16 protein-coding genes are annotated in these 13,301 nt (G+C 42.2%); 3 read left to right on the top strand and 13 right to left on the bottom strand.

Features of this window, described 5'->3' with window-relative positions; genetic code table 11:
* Positions 1–39: 39 nt before the first annotated feature.
* From PR683_RS15155 to PR683_RS15110, 10 genes are all read right to left on the bottom strand, one after another.
* On the bottom strand, positions 40–2,424 hold the full coding sequence (locus PR683_RS15155) for a host specificity factor TipJ family phage tail protein (protein ID WP_272581877.1): 2,385 nt from the start codon (positions 2,422–2,424) through the stop codon (positions 40–42).
* A gap of 76 nt (positions 2,425–2,500) precedes the next feature.
* Entirely contained in the window at positions 2,501–2,866 is a 366-nt protein-coding gene (locus tag PR683_RS15150) for an NlpC/P60 family protein (RefSeq protein WP_336297730.1), read from the bottom strand.
* Between the two features lie 26 nt (positions 2,867–2,892).
* Positions 2,893–3,360 carry a DUF1833 family protein gene (locus PR683_RS15145; protein WP_144141802.1) on the bottom strand — a complete coding sequence of 156 codons (468 nt, stop codon included), beginning with the start codon at positions 3,358–3,360 and terminating at the stop codon, positions 2,893–2,895.
* On the bottom strand, positions 3,357–3,854 hold the full coding sequence (locus tag PR683_RS15140; protein ID WP_210815459.1) for a hypothetical protein: 498 nt from the start codon (positions 3,852–3,854) through the stop codon (positions 3,357–3,359). The genes PR683_RS15145 and PR683_RS15140 overlap by 4 nt, the downstream gene beginning before the upstream one ends.
* Positions 3,855–7,313 (bottom strand): tape measure protein, encoded by a 3,459-nt coding sequence (locus PR683_RS15135; protein WP_272581875.1) that lies wholly within the window; start codon positions 7,311–7,313, stop codon positions 3,855–3,857.
* 105 nt (positions 7,314–7,418) lie between these two features.
* The gene (locus PR683_RS15130) at positions 7,419–7,940 is read right to left on the bottom strand and encodes a hypothetical protein (RefSeq protein WP_272581874.1); all 522 of its coding nucleotides are present in this window, start codon (positions 7,938–7,940) and stop codon (positions 7,419–7,421) included.
* 83 nt (positions 7,941–8,023) lie between these two features.
* Positions 8,024–8,461, bottom strand: coding sequence for a type II toxin-antitoxin system YafO family toxin (locus PR683_RS15125; RefSeq protein WP_272581873.1), 438 nt, complete (start codon positions 8,459–8,461; stop codon positions 8,024–8,026).
* A 3-nt stretch (positions 8,462–8,464) separates the two neighbouring features.
* Positions 8,465–9,016: a hypothetical protein gene (locus tag PR683_RS15120; protein ID WP_272581872.1), complete on the bottom strand. Its 552-nt coding sequence runs from the start codon at positions 9,014–9,016 to the stop codon at positions 8,465–8,467.
* A 192-nt stretch (positions 9,017–9,208) separates the two neighbouring features.
* Positions 9,209–10,126 (bottom strand): phage antirepressor N-terminal domain-containing protein, encoded by a 918-nt coding sequence (locus PR683_RS15115; protein WP_239354341.1) that lies wholly within the window; start codon positions 10,124–10,126, stop codon positions 9,209–9,211.
* Between the two features lie 72 nt (positions 10,127–10,198).
* Positions 10,199–10,357, bottom strand: a complete 159-nt coding sequence (locus tag PR683_RS15110) for an Arc family DNA-binding protein (RefSeq protein WP_165880893.1) — start codon at positions 10,355–10,357, stop codon at positions 10,199–10,201.
* Positions 10,358–10,457: 100 nt separating this feature from the next.
* On the opposite strand from PR683_RS15110, the gene PR683_RS15105 reads away from it, so the two are divergent.
* The 3 genes from PR683_RS15105 (at position 10,458) to PR683_RS15095 (ending at position 11,623) form a co-directional block, all read left to right on the top strand.
* A complete protein-coding gene (locus PR683_RS15105) occupies positions 10,458–10,712 on the top strand; it encodes an Arc family DNA-binding protein (RefSeq protein ID WP_239354344.1) in 255 nt (84 codons plus the stop codon).
* Positions 10,709–11,110, top strand: a complete 402-nt coding sequence (locus PR683_RS15100; RefSeq protein WP_272581871.1) for a hypothetical protein — start codon at positions 10,709–10,711, stop codon at positions 11,108–11,110. The genes PR683_RS15105 and PR683_RS15100 overlap by 4 nt, the downstream gene beginning before the upstream one ends.
* Before the next feature lie 138 nt (positions 11,111–11,248).
* Positions 11,249–11,623, top strand: coding sequence for a hypothetical protein (locus PR683_RS15095; protein ID WP_238563479.1), 375 nt, complete (start codon positions 11,249–11,251; stop codon positions 11,621–11,623).
* Positions 11,624–11,634: 11 nt separating this feature from the next.
* Here the strand turns inward: PR683_RS15095 and PR683_RS15090 are convergent, their stop codons facing one another.
* Genes PR683_RS15090 through PR683_RS15080 form a run of 3 tightly spaced genes read right to left on the bottom strand, consistent with a single transcriptional unit; the run spans position 11,635 to position 13,293 of the window.
* A complete protein-coding gene (locus tag PR683_RS15090) occupies positions 11,635–11,889 on the bottom strand; it encodes a hypothetical protein (RefSeq protein WP_272581870.1) in 255 nt (84 codons plus the stop codon).
* Between the two features lie 3 nt (positions 11,890–11,892).
* Complete coding sequence (locus tag PR683_RS15085) at positions 11,893–12,534, bottom strand: DUF6246 family protein (protein ID WP_136135563.1); 642 nt, start codon at positions 12,532–12,534, stop codon at positions 11,893–11,895.
* 33 nt (positions 12,535–12,567) lie between these two features.
* On the bottom strand, positions 12,568–13,293 hold the full coding sequence (locus PR683_RS15080) for a phage tail tube protein (RefSeq protein WP_272581869.1): 726 nt from the start codon (positions 13,291–13,293) through the stop codon (positions 12,568–12,570).
* Positions 13,294–13,301 lie beyond the last annotated feature (8 nt).

Here is a 13,301-nt window from a genome sequence, read left to right as displayed (position 1 = left end):
GCCAGCTCTAATGGCTGGCTTGTTGGTTAATGATTACTGTTATGCGTTATAGTCTGGTTTTGCGTCGAAATATTCGGTTGCAGTTATTGTGTAGCGTTCACCACCAAGTGGGCGTTTATCAGTTATCACCCATTTGATATTGTCGGTCTCCACTGAAGTTGCGATAACGTACCGCGATGGTGACTGCACTCGATATCCGTCATATAAATTGAGCTCAATATCTTCTGGCACACTTGCGATAAAGCCGAACTCGGTATCTGGCCTAGGCTCCGCTTTAAACTTCTGCGTTGTGTACCCCATAGAATCAGTGAGATAAACCCACATCTCTTCATCGAATTTAATTTTCTCACTAGTTGTAAATACCTCTCCATTTCGTTCAGTGATGTAGCCCGCTTGCTGGTTTGAGTCGTAGGTATCAGCAATCAGAACCATATCGCTAGGGTACACATTCCCGCCGTCAGCAAGGGTTGTTAAGCTGATGCTTGTGCGTTGGTGAATGAGTCGATTAGCTTCGAGTAGCGCCCTATCTAGTGCTTGGTAGCGATTCCTACAGCCTTGTAAAACTATTTTGTTTGGTGTGCGCGATAGCCCTTCCGTAATTCCGTTTTCATCAACTCGAAAGCGGATATAGTCTTTCTTGTTGCGAACTGGCTCGACATATTCAAGCTCAATTCCGTCATAACCAGATGGCATCGACATGTCATACGATATCTTCATATCGTTACCAGTGATATTTGAGCGGTTGAATGTAGTCATTGGGAATTCGCTGGACTGCTCACGGGAGAATGTGAGTACAGCATTGTCGAAATAAGCGGTTACCCTTGCGGAATTACAGATAGTTTCGATACGTTGGCCTAGTGAGATGTCTTCATCGTCAAAGGTGTAATCGAAATATCCCAACCTCTCATCAGGCAAACTATCGTTAATTCGATATAGCCCGTCGATGTCGATATTCCTCTCACTTTCACCAGCAGTAATCAGCCAAGTATGCAGCACTGCATCAGCAAAGCTCCGTGATGGTCTAAGTGCATAATCAACTTGCTTTGATACTCGGTCATATGAAATAACCATCCGAGTAGCCAATAGATTGTATTTCCGCTCTCTCGCTCCTGTTGGCGCTTCCGTTGCTCTCACAGATACATTAACAATGGTGTCATTCTCAAAAATAACATTCTCACGGACTCGGACAATGTGAGCGTTTTCGATTTTCATCACACTCTGGTCACTGCTGTTATTGCGCCGAGTGAGTTGTACAGCGTAGCGTCCACGCCCTGAATTAAGCGTTACTTTGTCAGTTTTGTAATAAACTCGTGCGCCGTTGTTAGCACTCAAGGCAGTATTGAAGCTTTGACGAGTGCCTGATATTTCCTCGTTATCCGTGTTTATCTTCCAGATTTCGACGGTTGCATTGCAGTTGTCACCTCCGCCAAGTTGCGCTTGCAGATGGATCCACATTTGGTCGCCGTCAACAGGAGAAAAGAACGGGCCCACTGTTAAAAACTGATTGTCATACAGAATGAATTTTGTCGTATTCACTACTGCATTCGGTGGAAGTTGTGCTAAATCAGTACCACTTAGGTTAGTAAAGAAGAACTCGTAATACTCAACAGGGTTAATCAATGAGCCGTCATCGCTAACTTGCACATCAACTAACTGAGCATCTATTTTCACATCTTTATTAACAGGGCCCTGCGGTGTGTCGTAACTCACGTTAACAGTCATTGAGATAGAGCGCGGCTTTGTAAGCTCGTAGAAGTACTCAAACTCATCTTGCTTAACGATTTTAATCGCAGCTTCACCGCCTTTTATCTCGCCAGAAACAACCTCGTTTGCTGTTGCTGTTTGCTGTGGGATATCTTTGCTTTCGTTAGGTCCCGGTAATTCTTGACCGTCGATATCAGGAAACTCGAAACCTTCGTTAATCAGTGGGATAACCTCTTTTGGCTTGTATATCTTGTAGCTAGCACCTGCCATTGCTGTAAAATCAGATTCGGCAAATCTGATGCTTTCCGTTCTATATTCGCCAATGCCGATGTTTAGCCACTCGGTTACTGTCTTGAGATTGTTGTTATACTCAAACATAGACTGCTGGATAAGGTCGGGGAAAGCCCTCACCTGACCGTGAATTTCTGGTCTTGCTTGGTATGCCCGAGCAACGTTTGTTTGCCCTGTGAGTCGGTTATTCGGGCTATCTTTGACATTCGACTCAGCCGCAGAAAATGACGGTGTTTTCGGTGCAAGAAACGAAAATACTTTCGTAACCAAGTTAAACACTGGATTCAGGATATCGCCGATAACGCCTTTTGGCTGGTCGAACACTTGAATATAGTGAGTCGGTGTTATCTCGAAATCTAACTCGTCATCGTCTTGCAGCTCACGACCGTTAACGATAATCACCACATCGGTATGCAACTGCTGATGCACTAGAAAATCGCTATAAAAAAAAGAGCCGACTGTTAAATCGACTCTTTCTTTCGGTGTTCCAGCCACTCGCTGAATTTCAACTATCGGCATATTTCATAAACTCCAATTTCGTGAATTTCTTCTCAAGCACAATGAGCCTATCCATTCTTACAGCCCCATTCTCTCCGCGACTATGAAATGCATTACCATCGATGATTAAGCCGATGTGAGCTGGTTGAGAGCCGCGATAGCCAATGAATATCCCATCATCTGCTGGGTGCTCGGTACGTTGCCAGAATTCGACTTCATTCTCATAGCAGGTCACAAAATCATGGTCCGATTCGTAGCCAGCGTCATGATGAATTTCCGTACCTAGTACGTACCTAAAATATAAGACCACCAAGCCCCAGCAGTCACACGCTTCAAACGTACACGCCCGATTCTTCCACGGCTTACCTATCATCTTGTTTATGAATTCATTTCTCGTCATTAAACAGTCTCCAAGCCTGTGAATTCTTCCATCGTGTATATTCTGCCAATGTTCTTATTCAGCGGGTTATTCATCGACAGCGTGACAGTGACCGACTCGGCATCGAGTGAGCAGTCTTTTACGTACAGCGACCATTCACTTATCGGATTATCTTTGTCAGCAGAATCAAATAGCCTAAACGTTGCGATAATTGGCTTCATTCGAGTGTTTGATCGCCATAGCTTGAGCTGCTGCTTAAAGTCCTGCGCTACTCGGCTAAACTTAACAGAAGCATCGATAATCGGCGTTTTACTCTGCTGGCTTTCAGCAAGTTCGAAGTTGCACGGCTGATACTCAACGCCACCAAGCACTTTGGGCTCTATCTGCAAACTGACTAAATGAATGTTTCCGAATGATGGGTGATAGAATTGAATGGTCTCGTAGAATGTGCGCATCGGTCGTTGCGCTCTGTACTCTCTTAGCTTCATTCGCCCTCCTTGCATCGTGGCAATCGCTCGGTTACAACGATATCGAGCAGACCCCATTCTTCTGGCAATAACTCGACAATCAAGTCTCCAAACTCATCATCTGTATTGTTCAGTTTTCGGCAAATAATGCTTCCCGTCCACGTCACCACGCCCGCAACTATCGAGGTCTGCACTGGCATTTGAACGAAGTGAACTATTTGCTCTTGCAGTCCACTACCGCCCAAATCAATCTCCATGCGAAACCAGCGCTTACCGTTATCAAGATAGTTAGGACTTCGCAGCCATTGAGCAAAGCGCCTTTCCTGCTCTCGCCTCAATACCCATCGCACACTCCAAACAGTTTTTAAATCATCCGTCAGAGGCTGGAAAATAGGAGCGCCAACCTGTGGCTGGTCAGTCCTAAATCCCGTATCGATGGTCATGTTTTTGTCTGCCCTAATCGGCAATGGCATACCGCGAGGGTAATCAATAATTTCTTCGTTAAAGTCACCCATTTAGTAACCACCTCTTGCTCTGCGATTTGTATTAAAGTTTCGCTCAATTGCTTGGCTTACAGTGCTTCCCTCGTCAATGCTTCGAGTGATTAGCTCTAACATCATCTGTCCGTCATTGCCTTGTTTGACTCTCTGGTCTTCAACTGAGAATGGCTGGCCTGTATGGATAATTGTTACCGATATATTTGCAGCACCATTACTGGCCTTATCCGCAGGAATAACCTTCCCTGACTTATTAGGAATGAAAGCCTGTTTCCCGTCGTAAGTCTGGAATATCTCAGATTCACCCGATTCATTAATACGATATGGATTTCCGCCTGATACGTTACCGCCGTAGCGACGACCGCCGAGTAATGACATCGATTGACCAGCTAGCATTGACGATTGGAAAGAAGCTAATCCGCTACCTGCTGCTGCCCCACCTGTTGCGATAGATGCCGCTATTGCCGCAGGTGTCCAAGCTGCCAACGCTGCCGCACCACCTGCTACTGCTGCCGCTGCGTTCGCTGTTTGTGCTGCAACCCCCATCGTTTTACTGATGATAAAGTTTTTCAGCATTTCGACACCGACCTGCACGATTGAGTTAACGACACTGTTTAGAATCGTGTTACCCAATGAGCGCATAGCATCAGCTGCCGACATTGTACCCGTCATTAACCCTGTCATTACATTGGAAGCATTACCCGCGAACGAATCAACCGCAGACGCCAGCATTTCGTAGCTTAATGATTGATTCCTCATTAGCTCCCATTGTGCGGCTGTTTGCTGTTGTTGGTACTGATTATCCATCGCTGTAATAAGCGCTCTGTATTGCATGTCAGTAGCTTGTTTTGCTGCTGTAAATTGCTCATGCGACATTTGCTGTTTAGTGTAGGAATTTTCTAGTAACTGCTGCTCTTGATTGTAATACTCTCTCATCAAGGCTAATTTGCGGGTATTTTCGTTTTGTAATGCTTGTACAGGGTCGAACTTAGCGCGGTTCTCTGCTACTGGTGTGATGATATTATTGGCTGTGGCCTCTGCAATTTTAGTGGCGTATTCAGACGCGATTTCTAACCTACGGCGCTGTGATTCTTCGAAAGAAATATCACCCGCTTTCAGTTGTCTTTCTATCTGTGCCAATTCATCAGTTTTCAACTTATCTGCTTTGGCGATCACATCAGCTTCTAGCGCTGCTCGTTTGTCTGCTAATCGTTGCTGAATGTCGTACAACTCACCAGCTAAACGCTCCGCTTCTGCTATCTGCTGAGGACTTGCCTTATCACCCAATGCCTTACCAGCATCATATTGCGCTAACTTCTTAGAGCCTTCTTCGTAACCTTTATTAAGGCGTTCGATTTCGGCTATTTGGCGTTTAATTGCTTCCGTTACTGAATCTGTGGTTTTAGATGATGATTTGGACTGTTTTTCTCTTTCTCTGTCTGCTTCAGTTAAATCATAAAAGGCTGTAGCTTCTGCTATTAACTCATCCGCCTGACCTTTATTTTGCGTTAACTTGCCAGCTTCCATTTCAGCTTTTCTAATGGCTCTTTGCCGCTTATCTTTGATTTTTAGTAACTCATTCTGTTCTTTCAAAGACAGTATTGCTTTTGCACCTTCATCGGTTTTTGGCGCTTCCTTTTGCGCGTCATTGAGAGCACGCTGAGCATCCGCAGCTTCTTTTATTTTTTGCCCCATCCATTGAACTGCATTACCTAGCTTATCCGCACCGTTGGTAGCTCCACCGAACATTTTTGAAGCATCATCAAGTCTTGCATTCATTTCTTCGGTTGCTTTAGATACAAACCCGATCGTTTCAGCTAATCTAGCTTTTTTCTCTTCTAGGTCATTTACTTTTATTTTTAGATCATCACTTATCTCACTTAGTTTCTTTTCTTTATCTAAAAACAGCGCCATGCTTTCAGATGTTAGTTTGTAAGATGTTTTCAGCATCTCTATTTCACTTTCTAATTCTTTTATTACATCCTTTTGCTCGTTAATTGATCTTCTGGCTTTAGCCATTTCCGCTTCTAGCGCTACAGCGGATAGCTCTTTCATTCTATTTTTTAACTCTTCGATAGAATCAGCAAATGCCAATGCTTCCTCTTTTGCTTCTTGGCTTTTTTGGTAAAAATAGAATACAGCACCAGCGGCGATCATGGCTGCGCCCATTGGTCCACCAATCAATGCCAATCCAGCCCTTAAAGCTGTCAGTCCAACGTTCGCAGCTCTTGCAGCGTTACCAGTTGTAGTTATTGCTACAGTCTCAGCCTTTAATGCTTGCGCGTGAGCTAATGACGCATTCCTAGCAATTGTCTTTTTGGCTATTAAGTTTTCTAGCGCTGTAACCTCGGCATTTGTTCCTTTAGCTACATTATATTCAGCCTGAGCAAGAGCTAATGAAGATGCAGCGGCAGCCTTATCGGCTAGTGTTTTCTTCACTGTTGCAGTTGCTGCATATTGTTCAGCTAGTGCCGCTTGGTGAGTTGCCTTGGCTTGGGCTGTACTTGCGGCAACATCGGCAATTTTAGCCTTAACAGAGTTACTCATAGCGCCTGCCATTCTAGCCCCCATAACAGCAGCTAGAGCCATTGCGGCGGTAGAGACCTTATCAAAATTCTCAGTTAGTACAGCAAATCCAGCCGAAACACTTCTTGTTATGCCTAATGTCTGATTCAGCTCACCATAATAAGCCTTTGCTGAGTTTGTTAATTTCGTGAACCCATCAGCGACAGTGTTATCCATTGAGTCGGCCATTGCATTATTTGCATCTCTAGCTTTAATGATCGCATCGGCAAATAATTGGAATGATATTTTCCCTTCAGCGGCTAGCTTTTTAACATCTTGCTCTGTAACTTTTACCCCGCCACGCATTAAAGATAATTGCTTAGCGATATCCCCGATCAGTGTTGGGGTCGCATTCATAATTGAGTTCCAGTTTTCTCCAGCAACTTTTCCAGACACCATTGATTTACTAAGCGCATTTAACATTGATTGTGTTTGGTTTGCACTAGTGGCATTTGCAGTTAACGCCGATGATAGAGACTCAATGTAATCAACTGTTTGCTCGGTGTTATAACCAAGCTCTTGCATGGATGTTGCGGCTTCTACATACAGCAATTGAGTTATTTCAACAGCCTTACCATTTCGATTACTTATTTCTAAAAAACGCTCCTGTATGGCAGCGTATTTCTCAACATCCCCCTCTACAGACTTCAAAGCCATTTTTATTCTAGCTGCTACCTGCCCCCACTCATCCACCGCGCTAACAACTACACCTATGGATAAAGCAGAGGCTACAGCTGCCGCGGCTTTAGATAGAGAAAGCATTGATTTTTCTGTTTTATCAACAGATTTAGATGTTTTATTAAATCCCGAGTCGAGATCGCTTAAGCTTCTTTCCACTTGCTTATTTGCAACTAGCAGAGCTTCAGTATCTGCTTTAATAATAAATTCTACTGAACCAGCATTGAGCGTCATTGTTAACCTCTTTAAAAAAAGAAAGCCCATGCAAATTAATACATGGGCCTTTAGCTAAAATAAAAAACCCTGCTATTAAGCAGGGCCTGTAAAGTTAAAGTTTAATTACCGACACATCTCATTCCATTCTTTTGTGAATTCAGAAGAACCATCATCTATTAAAGTAGTTGAGCCAATTTGTATGAAGTTTTTATAGCCAGTAAACGCTCCAAAGCTGTTTTTAGCATTTACCTCACCACATGTAACTCCTGATTTACCAGAACGGCTGTTTTTTATTTCTGCGGATGATGGATCCTTTAATGAATCCTTTAGCTTATTTTCTCCTAATGACACGCGATTCATTTCTTCTATTTTTTCTTGCCTCTCCGCATCTTTATATCGTTCAATAGCTAATTTATTTTCGTAGCGCTCACCAAAGATAGGAGCCTTTGAGTTAACCCCAAAAAGCGCCACCACACAGACAACTATTACCCCAACAGATGATACTTTAGCGCCTAAAACATCCGATTTGGCACCAATAAATATACATGCAGGAACAATAATAAATAATGAAACAGGCTCCCTAAATGCAAAGTAGGCAGTAACACAGAAAACTACAAACGCAAATAAACCTAAAATCTTATTCATCTCACCATCCCATCAATTAGTTTCAGTAATGTTAGCGCAGCGAGGATGCAAATTGAAGCAAACAAAAAACCTGCCGAAGCAGGTTAATTTTCATCTCTAAATTTTTGGGCTATTTGCGCCAACTCATCCATGAACTTATAGTCTTGTGCTTTCAGGTGAGCATCAGGATGTAGTATGGCTATAATTGAGTATCGGTGATCTTCAATAAGCCCCTGCACATACACCAAGCAGATATCTTTTTCAGGATTTCCTTTTTTGTGAGTTCTATAATATTGAACTCTATCATCTGGAAATTTATCTGGCGGTATTTTTAAATGAATATGCATCAAACAAGCTTTTTCAGCTGAATATGGCTTAACGTATGAAACATCTCTTCCGAAATAACTAGGGATCCCCTCATCTGACTTATACTTTTTAAAGTCTTTGAGTAGCTTAGCTTCGAGATCTAAATGTTTTTGGAATAAGTCGCCAAAAAAATGATTTCTTGTTTGCTCGTTTATAGTTACTTCTATTTCGTCCATGAATTAGCCAGTAAAGGAATAGTCACCTGAAATTATTTTCTTAGTTGTGTGATCAGCCAATTCCCTTAAAGCATTAAAGTCAATATCACTTTCGAATGTCTTAGGGATAGTGAATAACTGACGAGAAAAATCATTTAAACGAGCTATTGCATGTCTAGCCTTAGCAACTGTTCGCAAGTATGATTTCATTTCCGTTTTTTCTTCATCGGACAAGTCGTCTTGCTTAACCATTACTTTAAGAACATTTTCAAATCCTCTTAAAGCAGCTTCGCAAGCTTTGTTTTCAACAAGCCCATTTTGAAGCATAACGCCATGAGCTTGATAATCGTCCATCTCTAGCAGATTAAAGTAGTACGCGTTTATTTCATCAGCTAGCTTATTAACTATCTGATTTCTTTCTGCATACTCAGACTTAAGCTCTATAACATTATCAATCACATTTCTTTTCATGACATGTGGCTCCTTATCATTACATGCGTCAGCTAGCGAATACGAAGGAATGCTGAGCACTCCACTCGCTAAAATCGCAAAACAATGTTTTAGTAAAGGATTCATTTTCATGCCTTATCAAATTGCTAAATATACCTTGGAGTATATTAGAGTTTTTAAGCTAACTTAACAACCCCAGTTGTGCGAATTTAGCGATCGATAGCGATACTTAACGATTGATAGATGACTAAAAAACACTGTATACATATACAATGATACCTATTTGGTGAGATACAAGCCCATCCTTGGGCTAGGTGGTTAGGCTGTAAACGTCTTGTTCACAACATCTTTCATTTTGGCAAAAGAAGCTATTTGACCTAGCGCCCATGACATTTCAATCATAGTGTGGCGTAGTGACTCAATTTCAGCCTTAGCTGCTGTTACATCGTAGCCAGCACTTTCTAACTTGCTTAAAATTTCTTTGCTTGGGCTTTTGGTCTCAGTAAGCATTGACTGAGTTACTTTTAATTGCCCGTTTTTGTAGAAGCACATATCTACAAATGGGAAATTGTCTGGATACCAAGTAAGCGGATAATCAATCTCAAGCTTTGGCGTAGGTAGCTCAGCTTGCTTCGGTAAATACTCACCTTCGAGCGGAACACGCGCAGCCAGTGATAATGCCTCTGTGAACTTGTCACTATCAATTTCTTTGTACGTGCAACCAAAATGACTTTTTAGCGACGACCACATAGTTATCATTGCTTTTGCTTGCTTCTCTTTGGGCAATGCTTTGCCGCGATTTAAAACGAGTTGCTTAATTGCTTCTTGCTGCTCTGAGGTAATACGACCAGCGATTTGTTTAACCTGCTTACGTGGCTTAGCCTTAACCTCGCCAGTAGTCCAATACTCATAGAGTACGTCGTCGCATTCTTCTTGATACTGGATTACCTTATCACGGATTTCAGCTTTAACTTTGTTAGGGCTGATAGTGTGAAGCCAGCCAGTAAGTTTACGGAGGGCTAGGCAAATCATTGATTGCTCACCGCCTTTTGTGGGTATGGTGATTTCCACCATGCCTTTAGAAAACCTTGATTTAATCTTGCTGAATTGGCTTTTCCAGTCTAACCCCATGCCTTCTACAATTGGCTTCATCGGTACATGCGGCTCACCGTTGTAATTAACCACATATAGATTATCACCGTGGAAAGGTACGTTAATTGTTGATATAGTATTCATAGTTCGTTTCTCTCTAGGTTTCGGACTAAACTTGAAGCCCTGACTATTGCAAGTAGTTGGGGCTTCTCTATTTTACGCACTCAATATCCCATCAGCTTTTAGGCTTTTTATTAATCTCTGGATTATTTCAGAGTTTAACGATCTACCCTCATCTTTTGCTGACTTCTTTAGAGCCTCTTTGAGACTTGGCTCCATTCTTACACCAAATGGTGCAATATCCCTTACTTTCATTTAACACCTCCGTTTTGATTTCACTATCATTACACGGTGAGAGTATTAAGTCAAAAAAATATTCACTACACTGTGATATCACACAACAGTGAGAGTGAATATGAAAGGCATGAGAAGCATTGCACCATTCGGCGTAAGAATGACGGATGATTTAAAAGAGAAACTAACTGTAAGGGCTGCACAGAATGGCAGATCATTAAATTCAGAAATAGTAATGATACTGCAAGAAGCTGTAGACGCGGCATCAACTACGCCGCAAACAAGCGCAGAGCACCAAGCAGCAATCCAAGCAGAAGAATTTAAGAAGGTTGTTTATGACTCCCTAGTGAAGCTTTACGACAAGGATAACAAATGAAAAAGTTTGATAAGGATATAGAGCGCATTTACACATTGAGCTATGCCAAGATTATTGACCTACATTTTAGGATGCAAGAAGAAGTAAAGTACCAATACAACTTGCGCCATAATCCGCACAACCTTAAAGATGCTATTAGCGTTTGTGAGCAGGCTATATCCATATCCAATATAGTGCTTGAAGCCATGATTGAAAAGAAGCGCGGAGAATGTGCTGAATACTTTTCAGTTACAGGCCGACGGTCGCCAGATAATAAATTCTACTACCCTTCGCATTATGCAGCCGAAGCCCTTTGCAAAATATACAAAGAACTAGGTGAGCAAGAGAAAATCACAAACATTCAAAACAAAATGAACGCTGAAGGTTGGGGTTCTAGTCGATATGAGTCTGTTATCTAACTATTTTTAATGATGTCTTTCAATGTTTCCTTGTCAATATGAACAGTCATTTCTCCATATACCAAGGAACGGAAAGCCATATTTAGGCAAGTGATAAATCCATACACCCTACGGCAGAAAGAAGAAAAGGAAATTTTTATGTCCACACCACCAGTTAAGCTATCCTTTCCAGAATCGGTTAGTGCTGATTTGTGTACATCTTTGCTAGATAATGGCATGAGATACTCCGTAATAAAAAGCAGCCTAACAAAACCACAGCAATCATCTGGCCCATCGTTACAGGTCAATTCATCAACCTTACCAGAAGTCATTATTGAGCTCATCAACTCTACTGCAATTTGGGGCTCACTGGCATACGTTATAATTTCTCTTATCAGAAAAAATAAGCATAAGAAAATAACAATTAAAAGGGATGGCGTTGAAATTGTAGTGCAAGGTGATGATATGGAATCAATGATGAAAGCTATTGAATATGCAAAAAATATTGAGATCATTACTACAGACAAGAAATAATTGGCTATGCGCTATTTCCTGTATTCTTTCAGAATAGCGCCACTTTCACTTAACACTCTGTAAATATCACCATCTTCCATCTGATAAATGATTTCACCTCGCCCATTTGGCTGGTCAATAGCTCTGACAAGAAGGCATTCGCCAAAATTCTTTTTGTCAGGTAATCCAGCAACTAAATCTTCAACGTGCTGTATTTTAGAAATTTTAATGATTTCCTCTTTTGGCTTTCGTTTCGGATCGCCACCATGAAGAACTTGTAAATACATACCCTACCTCGCATTATCACGCATAATAATTTTATCAGCCCAATCCATAGCTTCTTCATACCGCTTATTGGATGGGATTTTATCTTTCTCGCTACGGGGGAATTTAGCTTCCATTGCAGCGCGGAAACCTGTCATTGTCATTCCCCATGCTTCCTGTTCGCTAATACCCAAATGGGCTACGGCAAGATAGACATAGACGCGTGGGTCGAACTCGTTTGTGAATTTCCCTTGTGGTTCTTCGTCTTCATCAGGCTTTTGGTCGCCCATGATGCCGTGGCGCATAAGGTGACGGGCAAGCTTAATAATATCCTCAAGCTCAATATACCCCGCTCGATAACTTAACCAGCCCTTTCTATTAATGCTAAGTGAGCCGATTAAATTACTGATATTTTCGTTACAGCACACCTCCATCACTTCCTTGCATGCCATAGCCATTCTTGCAAAGCAGACTGGCTCCACTTGCTTAGCGATATCAGGATTGTTTATTTTTGGGAATTTACCGCCATGAATTGTAACGAAAACATCAGTCAATCTTGTTAGTGAGTCCTTCGCTAGTCTGGCCATCGCAGAAAATGAAGGTGTAAAACAATACGCTTTACCATCTACTATTGCTGTAAATTGCCCTACATCCGTTAATACTTGCATGAGACCTCAATAGAGGGGCTTGCGCCCCTTAGATTAAGAAATGGTGACTGTTGCCTGACTTGAAGTAACACTACCCGCAGACGTTGAAGTAATGACGCAAGTATATTCCCCTGCATCACCTGCAATCGTTGCCTGCTTGGTGAATGTCGCAGCAGTACCGCCAGACACATTACTGTTACCTTTCTTCCACTGGTAAGTTAACGCTGAGCCATCGGTGGATTTAGCTTCCACAGACAGAGTTAGCGTTTGGCCTACAGTTAAAGTCTGGTCTACTGGCTGTTTAGTGATTACGATTTCTTCTGGAATATCACGGATATCGACACCACCTGCGCTATTGGCTTCAATAGACCAAGTCGCTACATCATCGTGCGGATATTCATCACTCCAGCTAGTCACTAAGAAACAGCCTTCTGTGATATCTGTAGGGCTAACAATCTTGAACCATACATAAGGCTGACCTGATGTGGTTTCAGGGTTGTTAACGTGGCGCTTAAGCTCTTTCTGACCGTATAAAGACTCTTTACGAGATACGCCATCACCCGAGAAAGTGACGTTTTTATACGAAACTAAGCTTTCCTGTGTATTTTGTGGCGACATATCACCCGTTGCGTCTACCGTTTCCCATTCAGTAGCAGACGACTTTCCGCGCATCATACCAAGGCGACCGTAATCGATTGGTGATGGTTTGTTCTCAGGACACGCAATTGCATAAAATACAACGACGTCGCGCCCTGTGAATGCACCTGATTCACATGCCATGTTTATTT

This window comes from Providencia sp. PROV269 (assembly GCF_028477785.1).
Classification (GTDB): Bacteria; Pseudomonadota; Gammaproteobacteria; order Enterobacterales; family Enterobacteriaceae; genus Providencia; species Providencia rettgeri.
The sequence above is the reverse complement of the archived record's forward strand: the minus strand, read 5'-3'. Positions and strand labels throughout refer to the sequence as shown.